This window comes from Kosakonia sacchari SP1 (assembly GCF_000300455.3).
Classification (GTDB): Bacteria; Pseudomonadota; Gammaproteobacteria; order Enterobacterales; family Enterobacteriaceae; genus Kosakonia; species Kosakonia sacchari.
Genome location: NZ_CP007215.2, coordinates 3,841,000 through 3,867,072, shown reverse-complemented (window position 1 = coordinate 3,867,072; position 26,073 = coordinate 3,841,000). Strand labels below are relative to the sequence as shown.

23 protein-coding genes are annotated in these 26,073 nt (G+C 57.5%); 15 read left to right on the top strand and 8 right to left on the bottom strand.

The features are described 5' to 3' along the window. Window positions 1–6 precede the first annotated feature (6 nt). Window positions 7–741 (top strand): phosphoadenosine phosphosulfate reductase, encoded by a 735-nt coding sequence (gene cysH / locus C813_RS41340; protein ID WP_017458757.1) that lies wholly within the window; start codon window positions 7–9, stop codon window positions 739–741. A 34-nt stretch (window positions 742–775) separates the two neighbouring features. Here cysH and hpxZ read toward each other — a convergent pair whose 3' ends face one another. From hpxZ to ggt, 4 genes are read right to left on the bottom strand one after another with little or no spacing between them, the layout of a single operon-like run. Then, window positions 776–1,159 carry an oxalurate catabolism protein HpxZ gene (hpxZ, locus tag C813_RS41335; protein ID WP_017458758.1) on the bottom strand — a complete coding sequence of 128 codons (384 nt, stop codon included), beginning with the start codon at window positions 1,157–1,159 and terminating at the stop codon, window positions 776–778. Continuing rightward, window positions 1,156–2,532, bottom strand: coding sequence for an AtzE family amidohydrolase (locus C813_RS41330; protein WP_017458759.1), 1,377 nt, complete (start codon window positions 2,530–2,532; stop codon window positions 1,156–1,158). Before C813_RS41330 ends, hpxZ begins: the two co-directional genes overlap by 4 nt. Further along, complete coding sequence (gene hpxX, locus C813_RS41325; RefSeq protein ID WP_017458760.1) at window positions 2,529–2,714, bottom strand: oxalurate catabolism protein HpxX; 186 nt, start codon at window positions 2,712–2,714, stop codon at window positions 2,529–2,531. Before hpxX ends, C813_RS41330 begins: the two co-directional genes overlap by 4 nt. 9 nt (window positions 2,715–2,723) lie before the next feature. Further along, window positions 2,724–4,307 (bottom strand): gamma-glutamyltransferase, encoded by a 1,584-nt coding sequence (gene ggt, locus C813_RS41320; RefSeq protein ID WP_017458761.1) that lies wholly within the window; start codon window positions 4,305–4,307, stop codon window positions 2,724–2,726. A 118-nt stretch (window positions 4,308–4,425) separates the two neighbouring features. Here ggt and C813_RS41315 point away from each other — a divergent pair, with 118 nt between their 5' ends. The 10 genes from C813_RS41315 (at window position 4,426) to C813_RS41270 (ending at window position 16,228) form a co-directional block, all read left to right on the top strand. Beyond that, window positions 4,426–5,265 (top strand): MurR/RpiR family transcriptional regulator, encoded by an 840-nt coding sequence (locus C813_RS41315; protein WP_017458762.1) that lies wholly within the window; start codon window positions 4,426–4,428, stop codon window positions 5,263–5,265. 202 nt (window positions 5,266–5,467) lie between these two features. Continuing rightward, window positions 5,468–6,706, top strand: a complete 1,239-nt coding sequence (locus C813_RS41310; RefSeq protein WP_017458763.1) for a pyridoxal-phosphate-dependent aminotransferase family protein — start codon at window positions 5,468–5,470, stop codon at window positions 6,704–6,706. Then, the gene (gene hpxK / locus C813_RS41305) at window positions 6,706–7,956 is read left to right on the top strand and encodes an allantoate amidohydrolase (protein ID WP_017458764.1); all 1,251 of its coding nucleotides are present in this window, start codon (window positions 6,706–6,708) and stop codon (window positions 7,954–7,956) included. The genes C813_RS41310 and hpxK overlap by 1 nt, the downstream gene beginning before the upstream one ends. A 503-nt stretch (window positions 7,957–8,459) precedes the next feature. Continuing rightward, the gene (locus tag C813_RS41300; RefSeq protein ID WP_017458765.1) at window positions 8,460–9,176 is read left to right on the top strand and encodes a FadR/GntR family transcriptional regulator; all 717 of its coding nucleotides are present in this window, start codon (window positions 8,460–8,462) and stop codon (window positions 9,174–9,176) included. Next, window positions 9,173–10,186, top strand: a complete 1,014-nt coding sequence (locus tag C813_RS41295) for an ABC transporter ATP-binding protein (RefSeq protein WP_017458766.1) — start codon at window positions 9,173–9,175, stop codon at window positions 10,184–10,186. The genes C813_RS41300 and C813_RS41295 overlap by 4 nt, the downstream gene beginning before the upstream one ends. Further along, window positions 10,183–11,250: an ABC transporter ATP-binding protein gene (locus C813_RS41290; RefSeq protein WP_017458767.1), complete on the top strand. Its 1,068-nt coding sequence runs from the start codon at window positions 10,183–10,185 to the stop codon at window positions 11,248–11,250. The genes C813_RS41295 and C813_RS41290 overlap by 4 nt, the downstream gene beginning before the upstream one ends. Window positions 11,251–11,261: 11 nt before the next feature. Then, window positions 11,262–12,776 (top strand): ABC transporter substrate-binding protein, encoded by a 1,515-nt coding sequence (locus C813_RS41285; protein WP_017458768.1) that lies wholly within the window; start codon window positions 11,262–11,264, stop codon window positions 12,774–12,776. Between the two features lie 21 nt (window positions 12,777–12,797). Continuing rightward, window positions 12,798–13,742 (top strand): ABC transporter permease, encoded by a 945-nt coding sequence (locus C813_RS41280; protein ID WP_017458769.1) that lies wholly within the window; start codon window positions 12,798–12,800, stop codon window positions 13,740–13,742. After that, window positions 13,742–14,617: an ABC transporter permease gene (locus C813_RS41275; RefSeq protein WP_017458770.1), complete on the top strand. Its 876-nt coding sequence runs from the start codon at window positions 13,742–13,744 to the stop codon at window positions 14,615–14,617. Before C813_RS41280 ends, C813_RS41275 begins: the two co-directional genes overlap by 1 nt. 9 nt (window positions 14,618–14,626) lie before the next feature. Further along, entirely contained in the window at window positions 14,627–16,228 is a 1,602-nt protein-coding gene (locus C813_RS41270; protein ID WP_017458771.1) for a gamma-glutamyltransferase family protein, read from the top strand. 35 nt (window positions 16,229–16,263) lie between these two features. On the opposite strand, the gene C813_RS41265 is transcribed toward C813_RS41270, so the two are convergent. Further along, window positions 16,264–17,034, bottom strand: a complete 771-nt coding sequence (locus C813_RS41265) for an amidohydrolase (RefSeq protein ID WP_017458772.1) — start codon at window positions 17,032–17,034, stop codon at window positions 16,264–16,266. Window positions 17,035–17,146: 112 nt separating this feature from the next. Then, window positions 17,147–19,594, bottom strand: coding sequence for an acyl-CoA dehydrogenase FadE (gene fadE / locus C813_RS41260; protein WP_017458773.1), 2,448 nt, complete (start codon window positions 19,592–19,594; stop codon window positions 17,147–17,149). 236 nt (window positions 19,595–19,830) lie between these two features. On the opposite strand from fadE, the gene lpcA reads away from it, so the two are divergent. Beyond that, complete coding sequence (gene lpcA, locus C813_RS41255) at window positions 19,831–20,412, top strand: D-sedoheptulose 7-phosphate isomerase (RefSeq protein ID WP_017458774.1); 582 nt, start codon at window positions 19,831–19,833, stop codon at window positions 20,410–20,412. Window positions 20,413–20,547: 135 nt separating this feature from the next. Continuing rightward, window positions 20,548–21,315, top strand: a complete 768-nt coding sequence (locus tag C813_RS41250; RefSeq protein ID WP_017458775.1) for a class II glutamine amidotransferase — start codon at window positions 20,548–20,550, stop codon at window positions 21,313–21,315. Here the strand turns inward: C813_RS41250 and dpaA are convergent. Beyond that, window positions 21,286–22,023 (bottom strand): peptidoglycan meso-diaminopimelic acid protein amidase, encoded by a 738-nt coding sequence (gene dpaA, locus C813_RS41245; protein WP_017458776.1) that lies wholly within the window; start codon window positions 22,021–22,023, stop codon window positions 21,286–21,288. The two genes, C813_RS41250 and dpaA, sit on opposite strands and share 30 nt — an antisense overlap. A 349-nt stretch (window positions 22,024–22,372) precedes the next feature. On the opposite strand from dpaA, the gene dinB reads away from it, so the two are divergent. Continuing rightward, window positions 22,373–23,428 carry a DNA polymerase IV gene (gene dinB, locus C813_RS41240; RefSeq protein ID WP_017458777.1) on the top strand — a complete coding sequence of 352 codons (1,056 nt, stop codon included), beginning with the start codon at window positions 22,373–22,375 and terminating at the stop codon, window positions 23,426–23,428. 396 nt (window positions 23,429–23,824) lie between these two features. Here dinB and pepD read toward each other — a convergent pair whose 3' ends face one another. After that, window positions 23,825–25,282, bottom strand: coding sequence for a cytosol nonspecific dipeptidase (gene pepD / locus C813_RS41235; RefSeq protein WP_017458778.1), 1,458 nt, complete (start codon window positions 25,280–25,282; stop codon window positions 23,825–23,827). A gap of 261 nt (window positions 25,283–25,543) precedes the next feature. Between pepD and gpt the strand changes: the two genes are divergently transcribed. After that, the gene (gene gpt, locus C813_RS41230; protein ID WP_010427903.1) at window positions 25,544–26,002 is read left to right on the top strand and encodes a xanthine phosphoribosyltransferase; all 459 of its coding nucleotides are present in this window, start codon (window positions 25,544–25,546) and stop codon (window positions 26,000–26,002) included. Window positions 26,003–26,073: the final 71 nt, after the last annotated feature.

Genomic DNA, 26,073 nt, shown 5'->3' with positions numbered 1-26,073 from the left:
GTCAATATGTCCGTACTCGATCTGAACGCGCTAAACGAGCTGCCCAAAGTAGACCGCATACTGCAGCTTTCTGAAACCAACGCGCAGCTTGAGAAACTCAGCGCTGAAGAGCGTGTCGCTTGGGCGCTGGAAAACCTGCCGGGTGAATATGTGCTCTCCTCAAGCTTTGGCATTCAGGCGGCGGTGAGCCTGCATCTGGTAAACCAGGTGCGCCCGGATATCCCGGTGATCCTCACCGATACCGGTTATCTGTTCCCGGAAACCTACCAGTTTATCGACGAGCTAACGGACAAGCTCAAGCTGAACCTGAAAATCTACCGCGCCGAGCAAAGCCCGGCCTGGCAGGAAGCGCGCTACGGAAAACTGTGGGAGCAGGGCGTTGAAGGGATTGAAAAATATAACCACATCAACAAAGTCGAGCCGATGAACCGCGCGCTGGCCGAACTGAACGCCAAAACCTGGTTTGCCGGGCTGCGCCGCGAGCAATCCGGCAGCCGCGCCACATTGCCGGTGCTGGCTATCCAGCGCGGTGTGTTCAAAGTGTTGCCGATTATCGACTGGGATAACCGCACGGTTTACCAGTACCTGCAAAAACACGGGCTGAATTACCACCCGCTGTGGGATCAGGGCTACCTTTCGGTGGGCGACACGCACACCACCCGCAAATGGGAACCGGGCATGGCAGAAGAAGAGACCCGCTTCTTCGGCCTGAAACGCGAATGCGGGCTGCACGAAGGTTGATTTTCTCCCTCTCCTTTGACGGAGAGGTTTTTTGTTACCCCATCACACTCACATGCGCCGCCACAATGCGCCAGCCCCACGGGAACTTCACCCAGGTCTGCATCTGGCGGCCAATTTTCTCACTGTTTTCCCGCGTAAACTCGGTGCTCGCCACCGCCATATCATCGCCAAAAGTGGTGATAGTGGTATTGCGTAGCACGCGCTCAAGCCCGCTTGAGGGGCGCGCGTTGCGAAAATCTCGGATCGCGGCGATGCCGTACAGGTTTTCGGTCGCGCCGTAACGCACAGTGCGTGAGTCATCCCAGAACAGCTCGTCCAGCACATCAATATCGTTGCTGATAAGCGCCTGCTCATAGCGGTAAAACGCGGTGGTCACTTCATTGAGGATCGCCGGGCGATCAACATTATCTCGGTTCATGCTGCATCCTGTGGGAAAAGAAGACCGGCCTGCTCCAGCCGCCAGGCGGCCTGTAAACAGCGCGCTTCCTGCCAGGGCGCGCCAATAATCTGTACGCCTATCGGTAAACCGCTGGCGGTTTTCAGCGCCACGGTCACCACCGGCAAGCCAAGAAAGGAGATGGGCTGCGTCAGCATCCCCATGCTCGCTTTTATGGGTAAATCGACGCCGTTAATGTGCATGGTCTGCGCGCCAATCGGTGTGGCACAGCAGGGTGTTGCCGGGGCTAACAGCAGATCAACGTTATCAAAAAGCGGCAGCGTTTTGTCGCGAAACCAGGCGCGGAAGCGCTGTGCCTGCGTGTACCAGGCCGAGGGCGTCATCGCGCCCGCCAGCAGGCGTTCGCGTGAGTTGGGTTCAAACGTATCGGCATCGGTACGCAGGGCGGGTAAATAGTGGTTGCCGCCTTCCGCCGCCGACAGCAAAAAGGCTGCCGTTCGCGCCAGTTCTGCTTCCGGCAGCGTCATCGCATTGTCAGCATTCAGCGCTCGCGCCACACGGGCAACGGCCTGGCGCGCATCCTCATCGCACCAGCTTGTGAAATACCCCTCCAGCACGGCGCAGCGCAGCCTGTTTTCCCCATGCAACTGCGGCAAGGCCGCATCACAGGCACGATCCGATTGCCAGCGATCCTCGGGATCGTGCCCCTGCAAAGCGTCATACACCTGCGTCAGATCCTCAACGCTACGCGCCAGCGGGCCGATATGATCGAGGCTGGCGACAAACGGATGGCTACCGCTGCGCGACAGGCGGCCAAATGTTGGTTTCAGCCCGTTAATACCGCACAGCGAAGCGGGCACGCGGATTGAACCGTTGGTGTCGCTGCCAAGCGAAAAATTGACCATTCCCGCCGCGACAGCCGCCGCCGAACCGCCGGACGAGCCGCCCGCGATACGCTGCGGATCGCGTGGGTTGCGCGTTGCGCCGTAATGGCTATTTTCGGTGGTAAAACCATAAGCGTAGGCATCCATATTCAGCGCGCCAGCGAGCATCGCGCCCGCGCGTGTCAACCGGCGAAGCGCAAAAGCATCGGCCGTTGCGGGCGGTTGCTGGCTGAAGAGTTTCGCCCCGGCAAGCGTGGTGACACCTTCGATATCAAACAGGTTTTTCACCGCATAGGGTACGCCTGCCAGCGCGGGCAATGCTTCGCCCTTCGCGATTTGCCGGTCGATTTGCGCGGCCTCAGCCAGCATTCGCATGGCAGTGATGGTTGTGAAGGCGTTGATGCGCGGATTGTCGCGCTCAATACACACCAGCGTCTGCTGCGCCAGTTCACTGGCGCTAAAGGTTTTTTCCCGCAGGCCATGCTGAATATCAGCAATCGATAAATTCATAACCGGTACTCTCCTGCGCCTTCCTGGCGGTGCGGCAGCGTAAAAGCCATTAGCGGTTGCGCCATCGCGGCGATTCTGGCGAGCTGGATTTCCAGCTCGGCGCGGCGTGCGTTATCCAGCGGCACATTAAGCAGTTGTTCCATCAGCCGGATATAGGTCGGCCAGTCAAATGGTGTATTCATCATCGCCCCTTAAAATCCCGCCGCGCTGCCATTACTGCGCGGATCGTAAGCCCCTTCCAGCATGCCGCTGGTGTGGCGCACAATCGCCCCTGCGTGACCGGTCGCTTCGCTCATTCCCGGCAACCACTCAACCTCATGCCCCAACGCCCGCAGCGCCTGGAATGTCTCTTCGCTAAAGCGTCCTTCCAGTTTCAGGCTATCGGATAGCTGCCCCCATGTGCGACCCAGCAACCAGCGTGGGGCGCAAACCGCCTCCTGCAACGGCATGCCCTGCATTACATGGCGGGTAAAAATGGCGGCCTGCGTTTGCGGCTGACCGTCGCCACCCATGGTGCCGTAAACCAGCGTGCGCCCATCTTTCAGCCGCGCGGCGGCGGGGTTTAAGGTGTGGAACGGCTGTTTACCTGGCATCAGCGCCAGCAGATGCGCCGGATCAAGGCTAAAGGCCGCGCCACGGTTTTGCAGCAGCACGCCACTTTCCGGCAGCACCACGCCGCTGCCAAATTCGTGATAAATACTCTGGATAAACGACACCGCCAGCCCGTTTTTATCGATAACCCCCATCCACACGGTATCGCCCGGCCCTTTCCCCTGACCCCAGGGCGCGGCGCGTTGCTCATCAATGCTGGCCGCCAGTTGCTCCAGCGGCGCTTGTTCCAGCAGGCTCTGTACTGGCAGCGTGACGTGGCGCGGATCGGTGATGTAGCGATCGCGCAGGCCGAAGGCTTTCTTGGTCGCTTCCACAATGCGGTGAATGGTCTGCACTTCGCTGGCCTGCGCCATCTCCAGATGATCGGTAATGCCGAGGATGGCCAGCGATACCAGCCCCTGCGTCGGCGGTGTCATATTGAAAATGTCGCCCTGACTATGGCTGAGCTTCAACGGCACGCGGCGTTGGGCGCGATGGTTCGCCAGATCCTGGGCGGTTATGGGTAAACCCAACGCCTGCATTTCGCTGGCGATCAACTGCGCCAGCGGGCCACGGTAAAAACTCTCCAGCCCTTCGGTGGCAAGCTGGGTCAGCGTGCGGGCAAGTTTCGGCTGACAAAAACGGCTGCCTGCCAGCGGGGCATTGCCTTGCGGTAAAAAGGTGTCTGCAAAACCAGGGATATCCACCAGTTCCGCATATTTACTTTGCGTGGCGCTGGCCTGCGACTGGGTGACCGGAATGCCGTCGGCGGCGTAGCGAATCGCATCGGCCAGTAACCGTGAGAGCGGAAGCTGCCCGCCACCGAGCGCGGCAGAAACCTTCAGCGCCTCATCCCAGCCGCTGAGCGTGCCGGGTACGGTTAGCGCGGCAAGCGTCCCGCGATGGGGAATATTCGCGTGGCCTGCGTAAAACTCGCATGTTGCGTGTTGCCCGGCCGCACCGCTGGCGTCAATGGCGAGCGGTTCGCCCTCTGGCGGCACAATCAACCAGAAGCCGTCGCCGCCGATGCCGTTCATGTGCGGGTAGGCCACCGCAATGGTTGCTGCTGCCGCTACCATCGCTTCAATTGCGTCGCCACCGTGGCGCAGCACCGACAACGCCGATTCGCTGGCGAGATGGTGCGGTGTCACCGCCATGCCGGAGGGGGCCATATTACTTTGCATCGTCACGCTTCCTGTTTTCTGCGGGTAAGTGCAGAACACTAAGCAAGAGCTGTTCCAGATTGACGGCAGGTGTTTCACTGTGTCAGCTTAGCCTGAAACAAAAGTTGCAGGAGAAGCTATGCAGCAGCTGGATGAGCGTTTACGGGCGAGCTTTGACGAGCTATCCCCACAAGAACAACGAGTTGCCTCGTTTATCATTGATCATTTCGACGATCTGGTGAGCTACAACAGCGCCGAACTGGCGCGTTTGAGCGGGGTATCAAAAGCGACCGTCAGCCGTTTGTTTAAGCGCCTGGGCTACGATCGTTTCAAAGAGATGCGCGATGAACTGCGCACGCTGCGCCAGAGCGGTATGCCGCTGACCGAGAACCGCGACGCGGTGCAGGGCAACACACTGCTGGCGCGCCATTACAAGCAGGAGATGGCGAACCTGACGCTGTGGGTCAATACGCTGGATGCCGGGCAATTCGCCGACATCGTCACCGCACTCAACACGGCGAAGCGGGTTTTTATTTTGGGCCTGCGTAATAGCGCCCCCGTGGCGCTACATCTGCGCCAGCAACTGCTGCAAAGCCGTGGTCAGGTGCTGCTGATGCCGCAGCCGGGACAGACGCTGGCGGAAGAAGTGGTCGACATCACCCCGAACGATATGGTGGTGGTGGTGGCTTTTCGCCGCCGCCCGCGCGTAGTGCGCCCGCTGCTGGACGTGTTGCATCAGCAGGGTATTCCGCTGCTGGCAATCAGTGAACCGCAGGCGGCCAGCATTAAGCCGCTGTGCCGCTGGCACATCGGTTTGCCGCTGGAGAGCGTCTCCGCGTTCGACAGCTACAGCAGCGCCATGAGCCTGGTTAATTTGTTGTCCAATGCCGTGCTGCACACCGCGCTGAGCGAAGGGCGCCAGCGAATTCACCACATCGCTTCGCTGTACGATGAACTGGATGAGCTTGAACACCGTTAATGCACTATAACGGTGCTTATGCACCATTCTGATGTGTTATGACGGGGCGTTAAACGCCCCGTTTTCTTATGGTTTTCGCCATCAAATAGCGGCTAGCCAGCGCTGGTGTCGTTTTTTTGCCTGTGGCACATTAGTTGCAGAATTTAATTCAAAGAATCTTTTGTTTCATTTCTTACGCTGTCGCAGACTAAAGGACGCGCCCATGTTTGATTTCCAGCAGTTCCCGCAAATTAATCCGCCTTCGCGCCTGTTGATGGGGCCGGGGCCAATCAACGCCGACCCGCGTGTTTTGCGGGCGATGGCGAGCCAGTTGGTAGGGCAATACGATCCGGTGATGACCGGCTACATGAACGAAGTGATGGCGCTCTACCGCGAGGTATTTCGCACTGAAAACCGCTGGACGATGCTGGTGGATGGCACCTCACGCGCGGGTATCGAGGCGATCCTCGTTTCTGCCATTCGCCCGGGTGATAAGGTGCTGGTGCCGGTGTTTGGCCGTTTTGGTCATCTGCTGTGTGAAATTGCCCGCCGCTGCCGCGCTGAAGTCCATACCATTGAGGTGCCGTGGGGCGAGGTGTTTCGCCCGGGTCAGATTGAAGACGCCATCGTTCGCATCAAGCCGCGCCTGCTGTTAACGGTACACGGCGATACCTCGACCACCATGCTGCAACCGCTGGATCAATTAGGTGAAATTTGCCGCCGCCATGATGTGCTGTTTTATACCGACGCCACCGCCTCGCTCGGCGGTAACCCGTTAGAAAGCGATGCATGGGGCTTAGATGCCGTTTCCGCCGGGTTGCAGAAGTGTCTTGGCGGCCCGTCCGGTAGTTCGCCCATTACCCTCAGCCCGCGCATGGAAGCCGCTATACGCGCGCGCAAATGCGTAGAACAAGGCATTCGCACCGAGGCGCATCAGGATGGTGCAGAGGAGATGATCTACTCCAACTATTTCGACCTCGGCATGGTGATGGATTACTGGGGGCCGGAACGTCTGAACCACCACACGGAAGCGACCAGCATGCTGTTCGCCGCCCGCGAATGCGCGCGCATTATGCTTGAAGAGGGCATGGATAAGCTGATTGCGCGCCACGAACTGCACGGGCGCGCGCTGCTGGCGGGCATCCAGGGCATGGGGCTGGAAGTGTTCGGCGATATCCGGCACAAGATGAACAATGTTCTCGGTGTGCACATCCCGCAGGAAGTGCATGGCGAAGAGGTTCGTAAACGTCTGTTGGAAGATTTTCATATTGAAATTGGCACCTCGTTTGGCCCGCTGCAGGGCAAGATCTGGCGCATCGGCACCATGGGCTATAACGCGCGCAAAGATTGCGTGCTGCAAACGCTGACCGCGCTGGAAGCGGTGTTGAACCGGTTGGGTTTTCGCACCGTTCAGGGAGCGGGTATGCAGGCGGCATGGGATATTTACGAAGGAGTCAGTTAATGATGACGTCTTTCGATGCCGCGCAAGCCGCCAGCCGGGTTATGCAGCGCTGTGATGCGCTGGCGCAAATCAGCGAAACGCCGGGCCAACTCACCCGTGTTTATCTCTCGCCCCAGCATTTGCAGGCAAATGCGCTGGTTGCCGGGTGGATGCAGCAGGCGGGGATGCGCACCTGGCAGGATGCGGTCGGCAATATTTTTGGCCGTTACGAAGGTATCGAAGCGGGAAGCCAGGCGCTGCTGCTCGGTTCGCATCTTGATACCGTGCGCGATGCCGGGCGTTACGACGGTATGCTTGGTGTACTGGCGGCGATTGAGGTCGTTGATGGCCTGAACCGGGCCAACCTGCGCGGCAGGCAGGCGATCGAGATTGTCGGTTTTGCTGATGAAGAGGGCACGCGGTTTAACATCGCGCTGCTTGGCAGCCGTGGGCTGACCGGTAGCTGGCCGCAAACGTGGCTGGCCTGTGAAGATGCGCAGGGCGTCAGCGTGGCGCAGGCGCTGGAACAGGCCGGCCTGGATGCTGCGCAGATTGCTACTGCGCAGCGCCCGGTCGAGGATTTTTCCGCCTATCTGGAGCTACATATTGAACAGGGACCGGTGCTGGAAGACGCGGATCTGGCGCTCGGTGTGGTGACTGCCATCAATGGTGCGCGGCGGCTTAGTTGCCGTTTTACCGGTGAGGCCGGGCACGCCGGTACGGTGCCGATGCGTCATCGCCGTGATGCACTGACCGCTGCCGCCGAATGGATACAGATTATCGAGCAGGCAACGATAGATGCCGGCCCGGAGATGGTCGCCACCGTTGGCACATTGCAATGCGAACCCGGTGCGGTGAATGTGATCCCCGGCGCGGTTGGGCTTACGCTCGATATCCGTAGCCCGCAGGATGATAAGCGCGAAGCGTTGCTCAACCACTTGCTGGAGGAAGCCAACCGCATCGCCCGGCAACGCAGGCTTGAGTTCCGCCACGACATTTTTTACACCATCGCCGCCACGCCGTGCGATATGCCACTGCGTGAAGAACTGGCCGATGCGGTTCACACCGTGCAGGGGAAGGTGTTATCTCTGCCGAGCGGGGCAGGGCATGACGCTATCGCCATTGCGGAACGCTGGCCGTCGGCCATGTTGTTTGTGCGTTGTTATAAAGGCATCAGCCATCACCCGGCAGAAAGCGTGGCCTGTAGCGATGTCGCCCAGGCGCTGCGCGCCCTGAGCCTTGCGGTAGGAAAGCTGATTCACGCAGCGTAGCGTTAAGCTGTTACCACCGTGCCAGCGTGCGGTTATCGAGAATCACGGTAAAAATATCAACCTGCCATTCTGTTCGGGCACACCTGAACCGTGGCTGCTGTAATAGTGAATTCGCCATGCTGAGAGCAGGCCGGGTTTGCAGGCGCGGCAGGTTGTGTTGGTTTCTGTCTTCGACGTAGTGATTGAGAACGGGTTATTTTGCTTCCTCATCACTACGTCCCTGGCGCATTCAGGTTCTTCCCTCTTTGGTTCCTTTCTTCCCTTTTAGTGCATGGTTTGCACGCTAACTGTGCATTTCATCGCCTGTATCCACAGGTGCCTGCTACCTCCTCTGCGTTAGCAAAAAAATAAACATTAATAAATCAAAGTATTAACAAAAATTTATCGAACCAATGACGTATTGGTTCGCGAATTGCTTAGTAAATCACGGGGCATACAGACGGGATGATCAATAACTGTCTGTAATTAAATGAAAAGATAACGCGAAACGCGGATGAACCAATATGGAAAAACCGTCACGCTATCTGGCAAATTCCAGTACGGCGCTGGAACAACTTCGTGGGCTAATTCACCAGCATGAGTCAACACCAGGGACTCCTCTGCCCACGGAACGTGAACTGGCAGAAAACTTAGGCGTCGGGCGACGCGAAGTGCGTCGCGCGCTGGACGTGCTGGAAGAGGAGGGGCGGATCTGGCGCAAACAGGGCAAAGGCACCTTTATTGGCCCTGCGGCACCGGTTGCACCTCTTGCACTACAGGGACTGGTGCAACAAACCAATATGCTGGAAGTGATGGAAGCCCGTCTGCAAATTGAGCCCGGTCTTGCGCGACTGGCGGCGCTTCGCGCCAGCCCGGAAAACCTGGCGCTGATGCAGCGCATGCTGGAACGCATCGACAACGTTAACCCGGATGATCCGGATCTGAATGAGCTGTGGGACAGCGCGTTTCACCGGGCTATCGCCGAGGCGGCAGGAAACCGTCTGATGCTCGGTCTTTTTGACACGCTTGACGCGGTGCGGCGCGAACCTGCCTGGCACCATCTGCGGGAACTGGCGCGAACGCCAGCGAAAGTGGATCGCTACAACGATCACCACCACCGCATCATGATCGCTATTCGCCAGCGCCAGCCGCATGAGGCGGCGACGGCGATGCGCGAACATTTGCTCGACCTGCAACATGCGTTGATCCAGGCCATTCATCTTGAGGACGATACCCCATGACGACGATCCCGTTTAAAGAGACTGCGCCGGTGCTGCGTCTGCATAACCTGGAAGTGCAGTTTGCTGGCAGCCCGGTGAGCGTACTCGACAGGATTTCGCTCTCTGTCAAAAGTGGAGAAACGCTGGCGCTGGTTGGCGAATCCGGCTGCGGCAAAAGCATTACCTCGCTGGCGTTAATGGGGCTGCTGCCCGCCAGCGCGCAGATCCTTGGCGGTGAGATGCAGTTTCGCGGGCGTAACTTGCGCCAACTCTCCCCGCGCGAATATGCCGACCTGCGCGGTAACGAACTGGCGATGATTTTTCAGGAACCGATGACGTCGCTCAACCCGGCGTTTACGCTTGGCGACCAGCTCAGCGAAGCGGTGATACGCCACCAGAACGTGTCGGCGAACGCGGCGCGCGAGGCGGCGCTCCGCATCCTGGAAAAAGTGCAGATCCCGGCCGCGGAGATGCGTCTGAAAGCGTATCCGCACCAGCTTTCCGGCGGCATGCGCCAGCGGGTGATGATCGCGATGGCACTCATCAACAAGCCACGCCTGTTAATTGCCGACGAACCGACAACCGCGCTGGACGTAACGATTCAGGCGCAGATCCTCGCACTGCTCAACACTCTGAAAGCCGAAACCGGCACGGCGGTATTGATGATCACCCACGATCTCGGTGTGGTGGCGGAAGTGGCGCAGCAGGTGGCGGTGATGTATGCAGGACAAGTGGTGGAGCAGGGCAGTGTGGAGGCGATTTTTGCCGATCCGCAGCACCCGTACACCATTGGCCTGATGGGATCTATCCCTTCGCTGGGGGCGCGCAAAGGGCAACTGTCGACCATTCCCGGCGCAGTGCCGTTGCCGGAAGCGATGCCGCAAGGCTGTCGTTTTGCCACCCGTTGCCCGTTTGCGCAGACGCGCTGCCATCAGGAAAAACCCCCACTCACACCGCAGGGGCGCGGCCATCAGGTCGCCTGTTTTCGTGTCCCTCTTGAACAGCATATCGCGCTGGGAGAAACCGCATGAGCACGCCGATTCTTGAAGCTCAAGACCTGAGTAAACGCTTTGCCGGGCCAACCCGCTTGTTCGCGCCAAAACGGTATGTCACTGCGGTGGATCGTATTTCCCTGGCGGTTTACCCCGGCGAAACGCTGGCGATTGTGGGTGAGTCCGGTTCAGGAAAATCGACGCTGGGTCGCCTGCTATTGCGGTTGCTGGCGGCGTCCGAAGGGCGCGTTTACTACCAGGGAGAGGAGATCACCCATGCCAGCGGTGCGCGATTAAACCAGCTTCGGCGCGAGCTGCAAATTATCTTTCAGGATCCGTTTGCCTCGCTCAACCCGCGTATGACGGTAGAGCAGATTGTTGGTGAGCCGCTGTGGTTGCACCAGAAAATGGGGAAAGGAGAACGTCAGGCGCGAGTGGCGGAACTGCTCGGTACTGTCGGCCTGCCTGCGGCCTGGGCGCGACGCTATCCGCATGAGTTTTCCGGCGGCCAGCGCCAGCGTATTGGCATTGCCCGCGCGCTGGCTTCCGGGCCGAAATTGCTGCTTGGCGATGAACCGGTTTCCGCGCTGGATGTGTCGGTGCAAGCGCAGGTGGTCAACCTGCTGGAGACGCTGAAACAGCAGCTTGGTTTAACCATGATCATCGTCGCGCACGGGCTGGCGGTGATCCGCCATATGAGCGACCGCGTGGCGGTGATGTACCTTGGGCAAATCGTGGAAATGGCAACGGTGGATGAGATCTTCGATGCGCCGCTGCACCCTTACACCCAGGCGCTGATTGCGTCTGCTCCGCAACCGCAACCCGGCATTGTGCGCGAAACACCGCTGTTGCAGGGCGATTTACCCAATCCTGCAAGCCCGCCGCAGGGCTGCCGTTTTCATACCCGCTGCCCGTTTTCGACAGATGAGTGCCAGCAACGTGAGCCCATCACACAGGTACTCGAAGGCGGTCGCCAGGTATCGTGCCATCGCTGGCAAGAGATTAACCGCGACCGCAGCGTGATTCAGATTGCTCCCCCCTCAGCCGCGTTCTTGCGCCGTCGCGCGCTGTTTGAACACGCGGCCTCTCACTCCTCCCCTTAAAGGAAACAATAATGATGATGCGAAATTCGCTTTTGACCGTTCTGGGAAGTGCCATGTTGCTGGGCGCGGCGCTGCCTGCCCAGGCTGAAAGTGTGCTGCGCGTGGGTCTTGGCGCGGATCCGGATATGCTCGATCCGCACCTGGCGCGTACTTACTATGGCCGCTTTGTCTTCGCTTCTCTGTGCGACCGGCTGGTGGACGTGGATGAAAACCTGAAAGTGGTGCCCGGGCTGGCGAAGGCCTGGTCGTGGAGCGACGATGGCAAAACCTTGACCATGGATCTGCGTGAGGGTGTGACCTTCCACGATGGCGAGAAATTTGACGCCTCAGCGGCGAAATTCAGCCTCGATCGCGCGCTGACGCTGCCCGGTTCGCTGCGAAAAAGTGAAATCTCCTCTATTGAGTCCGTGGAGGTCAGCGGGCCGATGCAAATTAAGCTGCATTTGAAAACGCCGGACTCAGCGTTGCTGATGCAGTTAACCGATCGCGCTGGCGCGATGCTGGCGCCGGAGGCGGCGAAAAAGCCGGACTTCGCTGCGCATCCGGTGTGTTCCGGCCCGTATAAATTCGACAGCCGCGTCTCGCAAGACCGCATTGTGTTGTCGCGTTTTGACAACTACTGGAACAAAGGTGCGTACCACTTCGACAAAGTGATCTACCTGCCAATCCCGGATGCCTCCGTGCGACTGGCGAACCTGCGTGCAGGCGATCTCGATCTGACCGAAGGGATTGCTGCCAGCGATGTGAAAACCGTAGAGGCCGACAGCAAACTGCAACTGGCGAAAGTGACGGGGCTTGGGTATCAGGGCATCACGTTTAATATCAATAACGGCAACGTCCCGGCCAACGATCCGTTCAAAGATGCGCGCGTGCGCGAGGCGTTCTCGCTGGCGATTGATCGCGAGGCGCTCAACCAGGTGGTATTCGAAGGGTTATACGCCCCGGCGAACCAGGCGTTCTCACCGGTCAGCCCCTATCACGTCAAACTGCCTGTTGCGCCGCGCGATGTGGAAAAAGCCAAAGCGCTGCTGCAAGCGGCAGGGGTGAAGACGCCGATCACCGTCTCACTGCTGGTGCCGAACAACCCGACGTCACAGCAAGTGGGACAGGTGTTGCAGGCGATGACCGCCGAAGCCGGTTTCAATGTCAATCTGCAAATGACCGAGTTCGCCACGCTGCTCGACAGGCAGCAGAGCGGCGATTTTCAGCTTAGCTACTCCGGTTGGTCTGGTCGCCCCGATCCCGATGGCAGCATCTTTGGTTTCATTAATAGCAAAGGGACGCTCAACGATGGTCGCTACAGCAACCCGCAGGTCGATGAGTGGCTGACGCAGGCGCGTTTGCACAACGATCCGGCAACCCGTCAGGCGTTGTATGAAAAGGTCGTGAAGCAGTTGCAAACGGATATGCCGATTGCCTACCTCTACTTTGAACCGCGCCTGTTTGGGCTGAACAAAAAAGTGCAGGGCTTTAAACCTTACCCGGACGGCATTGTGCGTCTGGCGGGCCTGTCGCTCGCCAACTAAACGGCATCGCCTGGAGAAACCATGCTGGAATTGATTTGCAAACGCCTGCTGCTCGCCGTTCCGACTCTGCTGCTGGTCAGCATGATGGTGTTCGGTTTGCAAAAATTGCTACCCGGCGATCCGCTCACGGCGATGCTGGGCGAGGAGCGCGATCCGGCGGTCATCGCCCAGTTGCGCGCGGAGCTGAACCTGGATGCGCCGATCCCGGTGCAATATTTTCACTGGCTGACCCGCGCGTTGCAGGGCGATCTTGGCGTCTCGTTGCGTACGCAGGAACCGGTAACGCACCTGATTGCCACCAAGTTGCCGGTGACGCTGGAGATGTCGCTGCTGGCGATGGTTATTGCGCTGCTGTTCGGTATCAGCATGGGCATTCTGGCGGCGGTGAACAGGAATAGCTGGATCGATCACGGCGCTAATTTTGTCGCGATATCCGGTATTTCGGTGCCGCACTTCTGGCTGGGGATCCTGCTGATCCTCATCTTTTCCGTCAATCTGCAATGGCTGCCGGCGTCTGGTTTTGTGCCATTTAGTGAAGATCCAGTGCAGAACTTGCGCACGCTGTTGTTGCCCGCGCTGGTGCTGGGAACGGGGCTGGCGGCGACGTTAATGCGCCATACTCGCGCGTCGATGATTGCGGTGCTGAAAGCGGATTATATTCGCACCGCACGCGCGAAGGGGTTGCTGCCAAAAGCGGTGATCATGAAGCATGCGTTTCGTAATGCGCTGGTACCGGTGATCACCCTGACCACGCTGCTGTTTGGCGAGCTGCTGGGTGGCGCGGTGCTGACTGAGCAGGTGTTTACCATTCCCGGTTTCGGCAAGATGATTGTTGATTCGGTGTTCAACCGTGACTACGCGGTGGTGCAGGGTGTCGTGCTGGTGGTGGCAATCGGTTTTCTCGCGCTGAACCTGCTGGCGGATGTGCTGTATGTGTTAATCAACCCGAAAATGCGGAGCGAATAATGGCCGAACTGTCCACCACCGGCGTGGCGGCATCGCTGCCGCGTACGGAAAACCGGGTACTGAAAAAATTCCTCGCTAACCGTAGTGCGGTGATTGGCGCGGTGATTGTCGGCGTGTTTGTGCTGATTGCGCTGCTTGCGCCGTGGATCGCGCCGTTTGATCCGGTCAAAGCGAACTTTCTGGCAGTCCGCAAACCCCCGTCGGAGCTTTACTGGTTTGGCACCGACGAGCTGGGGCGCGATATTCTCTCGCGCATGATTTGGGGGGCGCGCACTTCACTGCTGGCGGGCTGCGTGTCGGTAGTGATCGCGGTCGCGATCGGTGTACCGCTCGGCTTGCTGGCGGGCTACTTCCAGGGCATCTGGGACGGTGTGATTTCCCGCGTTATTGAAGCGCTGCTCGCCTGTCCGTTTCTGATTATGGCCATTGCACTGGGCGCGTTTCTTGGCCCCAGCCTGACCAATGCGATGATCGCCATTGGCTTGTCGGCGATGCCGATCTTTGCCCGCCTGACGCGCGGCCAGGTGATCGCGATCCGCAACGAAGAGTATATCGACGGCGCGCGGGCGATTGGTCTGCCGGATCGCTGGATCATCCTGCGTTACGTGCTGCCGAATGTGATGTCGCCGATCCTCGTGCAGGCCACGCTGGCGATCGCTTCGGCGATCATTACCGAAGCGAGCCTGTCGTTTCTCGGCCTTGGCCAGCAACCACCCTATCCGTCGTGGGGCGCAATGCTGAACACCGCGAAGGGCTTTCTGGAACAGGCTCCCTGGATGTCTATTTTCCCCGGTGTAACCATTTTTCTGACCGTGCAGGGATTTAATTTACTCGGCGACGGGCTGCGCGACGCGCTCGATCCGCGCCACGACTAAGGAGTTCTGATGACCAAAGCGATTGATTTCAATGTAAATTATGCCTCCCATCGCGCGCCAATGATGGGCCGCAACGCGGTAGCCACCTCACAGCCGCTGGCGGCACAAGCCGGGATGCGGATGCTCGCGCTCGGTGGTAACGCGGTGGATGCGGCGATTGCCACCGCGATGGCGCTCACCGTTGTCGAACCGACCGGCTGCGGGATTGGTAGCGATGCCTTCGCCATTGTCTGGGACGGTAAGGAACTGCACGGGCTGAATGCATCCGGGCGTTCGCCCGCAAGCTGGCATGCGGATATGTTCGCGGGCAAAGCGGCAGTGCCAGAACTGGGCTGGGATGCCGTCACCGTGCCGGGCGCCGTGTCTGGTTGGGTGGCGCTGGCGGAACGTTTTGCCACACTGCCGCTGACCACGCTGGCGCAACCGGCCATTGAGTATGCGCGCCACGGTTTTCCCGTCTCGCCGCTGATTGGTCATCTATGGCAGCGCGGCTATAACAAACTCAAAGATCAGCCGGGCTTTAGCGCCTGCTTTGCGCCGGAAGGGCGAGCGCCGAAACCCGGAGAAATCTTTCGTAACCCGGCGCAGGCACGCACGCTGGCGTTAATTGCCGAAACTAATGGCGAGGCATTTTATCGCGGTGAGCTGGCGCAGAAGATTGCCGCCTTCGCCAAAGCACACGGCGCACACCTGAGCGAGGCTGACCTGGCGAACCACAAAGCCGATTGGGTCACGTTGTTGTCGCGTGAGTTTGCCGGTGGTTCTGTGCAAGAGTTACCGCCAAACGGACAGGGTATCGCCACGCTGATTGCGCTCGGCATCCTTGAGCAGTGCGATATTGGTCGTTATCACCCGGACTCGGTGCAGTCGCTGCACCTTGCGATTGAAGCCATGAAGCTGGCACTGGCCGATCTTGACCGCTATGTTGCCGATGATGCACACCTGGAGTTTGCCGCCGAACTGCTGCTCAGTGACGACTATCTGCAGTCGCGTGCGGCGCTGATCGACCCGGATAACGCGTCTGATTTTGTCTATGGTGCCCCAACGCAAAGCGGCACAGTTTACCTCTCTACCGCTGATGCCAGCGGCATGATGGTGTCGTTTATTCAGTCCAACTTTATGGGCTTTGGCTCCGGCGTTGTGGTGCCGGACACCGGTATCAGCCTGCAAAATCGGGGCTGCGGTTTTGTGCTTGATCCAAAACACCCGAATGCGCTGGCGGGCAGCAAGCGTCCGTTCCACACCATTATTCCCGGTTTTGCGATGGGCGCTGACGGTAAACCGCTGATGTCGTTTGGCGTAATGGGCGGGCCGATGCAGGCGCAGGGGCATTTGCAGATGGCGCTGCGCATAATGCTGCATGGACAGAACCCGCAGGCGGCGATTGATGCGCCGCGCTGGCGAGTGATTCAGGGGCGCGAAGTGGCGCTGGAGTCAAGCTTTGATCGCAACGTGATTGCGGCGCTGCGTGAGCGCGGGCATGTGATAACGGTGGAAGATCCGCTGGCGGGCTATAACTTTGGTGGTGCGCAGGTCATTTACCGCATGCCGGAAGGTCACTATGTGGCGGCGACAGAGAGCCGCAAAGACGGGCAGGCGTTAGTGAGTTGATTTGCACCCTCTCCCGGCAGGGAGAGGGGATCGCGTTACCCCAGCGTAAAGGGATCGGCATCCTGCCAGGCCGGGAACTTCTCACGGTACTCCCGTAACGCGCTGAGTGACAGCTCGGCGTCAATGCGCGTCGCCTGGTGCGGCTCGGCGGTGGCGATGATTTCGCCCTGCGGGCTGATAACCCGACTGTCACCACGATAGTGATGCCCGTTGCCATCGGTGCCGACGCGGTTGCAGCCCGCCACCCAGGCGAGGTTTTCAATCGCGCGGGCCACCAGCAGAGATTGCCAGTGCAGCGAGCGCGGCGCTGGCCAGTTGGCAACATAGAGCAGCAGATCGTAATCATTGCGGTTGCGCGACCACACCGGAAAACGCAGGTCGTAACAGACCAGCGGCAGAATGCGCCAGCCGCGCCACTCAAACACCACGCGCTCGTTACCCGCTTCGTAGTGGTGGTGCTCATCGGCCATGCGGAACAGATGGCGTTTATCGTAGAAGTGCACCTTACCTTGCGGTTCGACCAGCAAAAAGCGGTTCACCGGGCCGCGATCGGTTTGCAGCGCGGCGCTACCGGCGACCAGCGCATCGGTCTGGCGCGCTTTGCTCTGCATCCAGGCAATGACCTCATCTTGCGGCATGGATTGTTTCGCCGCCTCCATGGCAAAACCGGTGGTGAACATTTCCGGCAGCACAATCACATCACGCCCGGTGACGTCTTCTAACTGGATATCGAAATGGCGCAGGTTAGCGGGGCCATCCATCCAGACTAACGGTTGTTGTAACAGCGTAATTTTTAAACCAGGCACAATAGCAACTCCCCGTAAGACAGCATTTGCACACTGTAGCATGAGGATAAATAAAAAAACCCGCGTGATGCGGGTTTCGATAAGAGGAGAGCGTTTTCAGCCGCTTACTTCGTCAGGCAGCTTCCGGTTTACGCACTTTCTCCGGCGTTTTTACCACCGGCTGAGTCGCCAGTGCCTCCGGTTCAAAGTCATCAACGTTGATACTGCGCAAGCGGCTGACTTCGGCTTTGTTCAACAGTGTGGCCTCTTCCTGATTAATCAGTCCGCTTGCCAGCGCCTGCTGAGCCAGCACGTCCAGACGGGTAAACGGCAGGTTTTTGCCTAACTCTTTGCAGATGCGCTGATGAATCGGATCCGCTGCCATCACATCAACCAGCGCCTCTTCCAGCAGACCGACCGGATTATGCTCGCTCGGCGTCAGGTACTGACCGCGACCAATACGTGAACGGGTAGCGCTCGGGGTTTGCAGGATCTTCGCGACTTTGTGATCCAGTTTGTCGGACGGGGCGCGGTAGTGACGACCGGTCGGGAAAATCACCAGGCTCAGGGCGCCCGCCACAAAGCGGTTCGGGAAGTTCTCCAGTAAATCATGCATTGCCTGTTCTGCCTGGTAGAGCGCATCCTGCACGCCCCAGTGTACCAGCGGCAGATCCGCTTCCTGACGGCCTTCGTCGTCATAGCGTTTCAGCACCGCCGAGGCGAGATAGAGCTGGCTTAACACATCGCCGAGACGTGCCGAGATGCGTTCGCGGCGTTTCAGGCTGCCGCCAAGTACCGCCATGGACACATCCGAGAGCAGCGCCAGGTTGGCACTCACACGGTTCAGATGCTGGTAGTAACGTTTCGTGGCATCACGGGTCGGCGTGGCGCTGGTTAAACCGCGTGTCAGGCCGAGCCAGAGGCTGCGCATTTTATTGCTGCCGACGTGGCCGATATGTTTGAAAAGCAGTTTGTCGAAGGCGTCCACGTCGTTATTCTGCGCAGCGGCCATCTCTTCCAGCACATACGGATGACAGCGGATAGCGCCCTGGCCGAAGATCATCATGGTACGGGTGAGGATATTCGCGCCTTCTACGGTAATAGCGATCGGCGCTCCCTGATAACTACGCGCCAGGAAGTTGCCCTCGCCGAGCATGATGCCTTTACCGCCGGCAATATCCATTGCATCAATGATTGACTGCTGACCACGGTGGGTACAGTGATACTTAACGATTGCCGAAAGCACCGCCGGTTTTTCACCGAGCATAATGCCGTAGGTCACCAGCGATGCGGCTGCATCCATGGCGTAGGCGTTACCGCCAATGCGCGCCAGCGGCTCTTCGATGCCTTCCATTTTACCAATCGACACTTTGAACTGGCGGCGGATATGAGCGTACGCACCAATCCCCATCGCGACGGATTTGACGCCGCCAGTGGAGTTGGACGGCAGCGTAATACCGCGACCAACCGACAGACATTCCACCAGCATACGCCAGCCCTGACCGGCCATTTTCGGCCCGCCAATAATGTAATCGATCGGCACAAAGATATCGTCGCCGCGGGTCGGGCCGTTCTGGAACGGCACGTTCAGCGGGAAGTGACGGCGGCCAATTTCCACGCCCGGTGTAGAGGTGGGGATCAGCGCACAGGTAATGCCTAATTCTTCGTCGCCACCCAGCAGCTTATCGGGGTCAGAGAGTTTGAACGCCAGGCCCAGCACCGTCGCGATTGGCGCGAGCGTAATGTAGCGTTTGTTCCAGGTCAGGCGCATACCGAGCACCTGCTCGCCCTGCCAGTCCCCCATGCAGACGATGCCGGTGTCCGGAATGGCACCTGCATCGGAGCCCGCTTCCGGGCTGGTCAGCGCGAAGCAGGGGATTTCCACCCCACGCGCCAGGCGTGGCAGGTAGTGATCTTTTTGTTCCTGGGTGCCGTAGTGTTGCAGCAGTTCGCCAGGGCCTAAAGAGTTTGGTACGCCGACGGTGATCGCCAGAATACCGGAGACACCCGCGAGTTTTTGCAGCACGCGGGATTGGGCATAAGCCGAGAATTCCAGCCCGCCGTACTCTTTTTTGATGATCATCGCAAAGAAGCGGTGCTCTTTTAAGAACGCCCACAGTTCCGGCGGCAGATCGGCCATTTCATGGGTGATCTGGAAGTCATTCGCCATGCGACAGGCTTCTTCCACCGGGCCGTCGAGGAACGCCTGCTCTTCGGCAGTCAGACGCGGCTGCGGATAGTTGTGCAGTTTTTTCCAGTCCGGGTTACCGCGAAACAGATCGCCTTCCCACCAGGTTGTCCCGGCGTCGATGGCCTCTTTTTCGGTACGCGACATCGGCGGCATCACTTTACGGAAACCACGGAAGGCTGGTGCGGAAATCAACGCTTTACGCATCGGCGGCAGGTTAAACGGCACCAGAATAATCGCGAGCGGCACCAGCAGCCAGATAGACCACAGGCCCGCAACGCCCAGCGCGGCGGTCCACGCCAGCAGGATCACGCTGCTGAGCAGCAGGTTAACGCGGTGGTAAAACAGCGCGCCGAGCAGAACAACCGTTGCGATAATGCTCAAAATCATCATAAAGAAAAGCTCCCTTGCTTGTAGGAGGTCTGACCACTTGTGATGTATTGGTTGTAGTGGATGTGATTTCTTTTAGCAATGTGTTTACAAAATAATTACAACCTGGTTCACATTGTTGAGGGCTTTTTACGCACGGAAAATGAAAACGACGGGGCGCTACGGCTTTAACTTCTCGCCTGGAATAGTATCCGGTACACTGCGCAGTGTTATTTACATTTATGCTGAAGGATATCCTCATGTACCAGGATCTTATTCGTAACGAACTGAACGAAGCGGCCGAAACGCTGGCGAACTTCTTGAAAGATGATGCCAATATTCACGCTATTCAGCGCGCGGCGGTATTGCTGGCCGACAGCTTTAAAGCCGGCGGCAAAGTGTTGTCCTGTGGTAACGGCGGCTCGCATTGTGATGCGATGCATTTCGCAGAAGAGTTAACCGGGCGCTACCGTGAAAACCGTCCGGGTTACCCGGCGATTGCCATCTCTGACGTGAGCCATCTCTCCTGCGTCAGCAACGACTTCGGTTACGACTATGTTTTCTCCCGTTATGTGGAAGCCGTTGGCCGCGAAGGCGACGTGCTGCTGGGGATCTCCACTTCCGGTAACTCCGGCAACGTGATCAAAGCGGTTGCGGCAGCGCGTGAGAAGGGGATGAAAGTGATCACCCTGACCGGTAAAGACGGCGGCAAGATGGCGGGCAGCGCAGACGTTGAAATTCGCGTGCCGCATTTTGGTTATGCTGACCGTATTCAGGAAATTCACATTAAGGTGATTCATATCCTGATTCAGTTGATTGAAAAAGAGATGGTTAAGGCTTAAGGAAGGCTTTTTGCCTTTTTGACTCCGGCAGTGCGCGAAATTCTGTTTAGGTACAGTTAATCGACGCACTGTCCGTATGCCAACTGGCTGCACCAATTACGCCTTCTCTGATAAGGGCGCTGTGTGGGGGTGTGTATGTGCGAACTGCTCGGTATGAGCGCAAATGTGCCAACCGATATCTGCTTTAGTTTTACCGGTCTCGTCCAGCGTGGCGGCGGAACCGGGCCGCATAAAGATGGCTGGGGCATTACCTTTTACGAGGGCAAGGGCTGTCGCACGTTCAAAGATCCGCAACCGAGTTTTAATTCCCCTATTGCGAAATTAGTGCAGGACTACCCGATTAAATCCCGTTCAGTGATTGCCCATATTCGCCAGGCGAACCGTGGCGAAGTGGCGCTGGAAAATACCCATCCGTTTACCCGCGAACTATGGGGGCGCAACTGGACCTATGCGCACAACGGGCAGCTTACGGGTTATAAATCGCTGGAGACCGGTAATTTCCGCCCGATTGGCGAAACCGATAGCGAAAAAGGTTTTTGCTGGTTGCTGCACAAGCTGACCGAACGCTACCCGCGCACACCGGGCAATATGGCGGCGGTGTTTAAATACATTGCGGCATTGGCCACGGAGCTGCGCGAGAAGGGCGTTTTTAATATGCTGCTGTCGGACGGGCGTTATGTGATGGCGTTTTGTTCGACCAATCTGTTCTGGATCACCCGTCGTGCGCCGTTTGGCGTGGCGAAGTTGCTGGATCAGGATGTGGAAATTGATTTTCAGCGGGAAACCACACCAAATGATGTGGTTACCGTGATTGCCACCCAGCCGTTAACCGGCAATGAAACCTGGCAAAAGATTATGCCAGGTGAGTGGGCATTATTTTGCCTGGGGGAGCGTGTAGTTTGACGCCAGCTGCGGCTGAACAGCGGTGTTCAGCGGCTTGCTAACCACATAGCGACCATCCACGACCGAGACAACCGGCGGCTGGTGGGTGGTGGCGAAGTAGTCATAACCCGGCTTCAATTGCTTCCAGAAATCCGCATAGGTTGAGTATTTATGGCGCTGCATATTGGCGTCGGTCATGCGGAACGGATAGATACTTACCTGCACGTTCGGCTGCCCGAAGATCAGCGCGGCGGTAACAAACTGGAAGATCTCATCAATACCGGAATCCGTCATCGCGTAGCAGCCAATAGATACGCAAGCGCCGTGGATCATCAGGTATTTGCCTTCATAGCCGTGGGCGCGATCGTAGTTATTCGGAAACCCAATATTAATGGCTTTATAGAAGCGGCTATCCGGCTTCAACTGGCTGCGCTGCACGGAGTAGAAACCCTCCGGGCTTTTAAAATCACCCTGGCGCTGCTTGGGGCCCAACCCGCCGGAGTAATTACAAATCTTGTAGCTGTCGAGCAACTGATATTGCTCGCCCATCTTGACGTAAAGATCAAGGGTGCGCTCTTCTTTGAAGATCTGGATATAAACCGGCGACCCCATCAACTGCTGCTTATATTCTTTGCTGACCGGCGTTACTGAACCGTTGCTGCTCACCAGGCCAGCAAAAGAGACGCACGGAAGCAGAAGCATCGCAATAAATAATGCGATTTTGCGCATACTACTTGTTTCCTTGATAAAGCTAATACCACATTGCCAGGACGGCAAAAGAAGCCCAAAATTCAGACTATTCTGTTTTGGAGCGCCCACATTAGCATTACGGCATTTTTTCGCAAGCCCCAATCTACATCGTCTTTCACGCTGCCTTTTCATTGGCTTCGCTTTTGTCTCGCGCAAAGAAGATTGAGGATTACGTATCAAACGCTTGGCCGAAAGCTGGCGACTATTATGCGAGTAAAAAGCCTGAATTGCCGCTTATATTCCCCTCTTTTCGCCGAATTTACATGCTGGCTTCTCAATTGCTGTAAATGTGCTGTATGCTTATCCAGTGTTCTGTGAGGGCGTACGCATGCGCAAAATCATACATGTTGATATGGACTGCTTTTTCGCGGCGGTAGAGATGCGCGATAACCCAGCCCTGCGCGATATTCCCATCGCTATCGGCGGTAGCCGGGTACAACGCGGCGTGATCAGCACGGCGAACTATCCGGCGCGCAAGTTTGGCGTACGCAGCGCGATGCCAACAGCGATGGCGCTTAAACTTTGTCCGCACCTTACGTTGTTGTCCGGCCGTTTTGACGCTTATAAAGAAGCATCTAACCAGATCCGCGATATCTTCTCCCGCTACACCTCGCTTATTGAACCGCTCTCGCTGGATGAAGCCTACCTTGATGTTACCGATAGCCCGCACTGCCACGGTTCGGCGACGCTGATGGCGCAGGAAATTCGCCAGACCATTTTTAATGAAACGCAACTGACTGCGTCGGCGGGCGTTGCGCCGGTGAAGTTTCTCGCCAAAATTGCCTCCGATCTCAACAAACCCAACGGGCAATATGTGATTACTCCTGCTGATGTCCCGGCGTTTCTGCGCACGTTACCGCTCGGCAAAATCCCCGGTGTGGGGAAGGTGTCAGCGGCAAAGCTGGAAACGCTCGGGCTGCGGACCTGTGAAGATGTGCAAAAGAGCGACCTGGCCATGTTGCTTAAACGCTTTGGTAAATTTGGCCGTATTTTATGGGAGCGCAGCCAGGGCATTGACGAGCGGGAAATTAACAGCGAACGGCTGCGTAAATCCGTGGGCGTGGAGCGGACGCTGGCGGAAGATATTCACAGCTGGGAAGAGTGCGAAGCGATTATTGAACATTTGTACCCTGAGCTTGAGCGGCGGTTAGCAAAAGTGAAACCGGATCTGTTAATTGCTCGCCAGGGAGTAAAACTGAAATTTAATGATTTCCAGCTTACGACTCAGGAGCATGTCTGGCCGCGCTTAAATAAAGAGGATTTACTGGCGACGGCGCAAAAAACCTGGAATGACCGCCGTAGCGGGCGCGGTGTCCGGCTGGTCGGGTTGCATGTCACGCTGCTCGATCCGCAACTGGAACGGCAACTGGTGTTGGGGCTATAAAATTACGCTACGGATCTATTACACGCTTCTTTGTTGTCCCCGACATTTATTCCACGTTACTGCAAAAGCATTTCTCCAGGCTCTGATATTTCTCATATAGCCCCGGATTTCGTCTGCCGATCTCTTTTATTTGCTCACATATTAAAGGAGATACGGACAATTCTCTTTGCCATCTCGCTTCAGAAAATCTTTCTAATAAACGGCTGGCAACCTTACTGATTGCTCATCATCTGGAACAAATAAAGGACGCTGACGCGCGAGGCTGAAATCGGAACGTCGATTGTTTCACCAGCAGATTGAACGGGGAGAAACCCGCTGCGCGCGTTTAAAGGGATGGCATTTAAGGCAGTGTAAAGTTGAGGAAAATGTCCGCGCCGGGCGGCGCGGACAACAGGCTTATTTCGCCGGAATGGCTTTCAGCAGCTCGGTCAGCAGGGTCCAGTAATGGCCTACGCTTTCGATATGCACTTGCTCATCCGGTGAGTGCGGGCCGGTAATGGTCGGCCCAATCGATACCATGTCCATGTCCGGGTACGGTTTTTTGAACAGACCGCACTCCAGACCCGCGTGGATCACCTGAATGTTCGGGGTTTTATTGAACAGACGCTGATAAGTTTCGCGTACCAGCGCCATCACCGGTGAACGCGCGTCCGGCTGCCAGCCAGGGTAGCCGCCTTTCGGCGCGGTTTTCGCGCCTGCCAGCGCACCCAGTGATTCCAGCATACTCACCACATAATCTTTCCCGCTATCTACCAGCGAGCGGATCAGGCAGATGATCTCGGCGTTGTCGTCTTGCAGCGTTACCACGCCCACGTTCAGCGAGGTTTCTACCACGCCTTTGGCGACGTCAGAGTTGCGAATAACCCCGTTCGGCGTCGCGTTCAGCAGGCGCACAAACATATCGCGCGAGGCGGTGGTCAGCGCCGCTTTATCGCTGCTTGCGCTGTCCAGCAGTACCACCAGATTCTTCTCTTTGGCTTCCAGCTCGTTTTTCAGGATTGCCTGATATTCGCTGGCCAGCGTTTTCAGCTGCGCGGCTTTGTCTGCCGGAATGGCGAAAACAGCAATTGCTTCGCGTGGAATCGCGTTACGCAACGTACCGCCAGTGAAATCCAGCAGGCGCAGATCCAGCTCCGCCGCGTGGCCGGCCAGGAAGCGCGCCAGCAGTTTGTTGGCGTTACCTAAACCGACATGAATTTCGGCACCAGAGTGGCCGCCTTTCAGCCCTTTCAGCGTCAACTTAAAGGTTTCATACCCGCCCGGTACGGCTTCGCGGGTGAGTGGCAGGGTGGTGATAAAATCGATACCGCCTGCGCACCCCATGTAGATTTCACCCTCTTCTTCAGAGTCGGTGTTGATCAGGATATCCGCTTGTAACCAGTTAGGTTGCAGACCAAACGCGCCATCCATGCCCGCTTCTTCGGTCATGGTCAGCAGCACTTCCAGCGGACCGTGTTCAACGCTGTCATCTGCCAGCACCGCCAGCGCGGAAGCCATGCCGATGCCGTTATCCGCGCCGAGCGTGGTGCCGCGCGCTTTAACCCATTCCCCGTCGACATACGGGCGAATCGGATCGGTAGTGAAATCGTGTACTGTGTCGTTATTTTTCTGCGGCACCATATCAAGGTGTGCTTGCAGAACTACCGGCTTGCGGTTTTCCATGCCCGCGGTGGCTGGTTTACGGATCAGAATGTTGCCAACCTGGTCGCGCTCCGCATGCAACCCCTTTTCTTTCGCCCAGCCCATAATGTGTTCGGCGAGTTGTTCTTCATGGTAGGACGGGTGCGGAATAGAACAAATTTTGGCAAAAATATCCCACAGCGGCTGTGGCGATAGGTGAGACAGTTCAGACACGATGAGTCTCCTTACGAAGAGCCTGCGCAACATACCTTGCAGGTCACAGGGTTAAATAAACGAACATCGCAAGCGATTAGCTTGCGAGATGGCGTTGAGAATACCACTTTATTGCCGCGCTGCGAGCACCAGTGCGCGGAAAAAGCGCCGGTAATGCCGGGTAATACTGGTTTTTAGCGCTTCAGATCTCTATAATCTCGCGCAACCTATTTCCCCCTCGAATAATTTTTAAGCCGTAAAACACAGGCTGGGACACTTCACATGAGCGAAAAATACGTCGTCACCTGGGACATGTTGCAGATTCACGCACGCAAACTGGCCGCCCGATTGATGCCTTCAGAACAATGGAAAGGCATTATTGCCGTAAGCCGTGGTGGTCTGGTGCCAGGCGCACTGCTGGCGCGTGAGCTGGGCATTCGTCATGTTGATACCGTATGTATCTCCAGCTACGACCACGACAACCAACGTGAGCTGACCGTGCTGAAACGCGCAGAAGGTGACGGTGAAGGTTTTATCGTGATCGACGATCTGGTGGACACCGGCGGTACCGCTGTCGCGATTCGTGAAATGTATCCCAAAGCGCATTTCGTCACTATTTTCGCCAAACCGGCAGGTCGCCCGCTGGTGGACGATTACGTGATTGATATCCCGCAGGACACCTGGATTGAGCAGCCGTGGGATATGGGCGTGGTATTTGTGCCGCCAATCAGCGGCCGTTAATTTTGCTTTGAAACATTTGCTCACGCCCGGTTTTGCCGGGCGTTGTTCTTTTTAGCGCGCAACAGGTTACA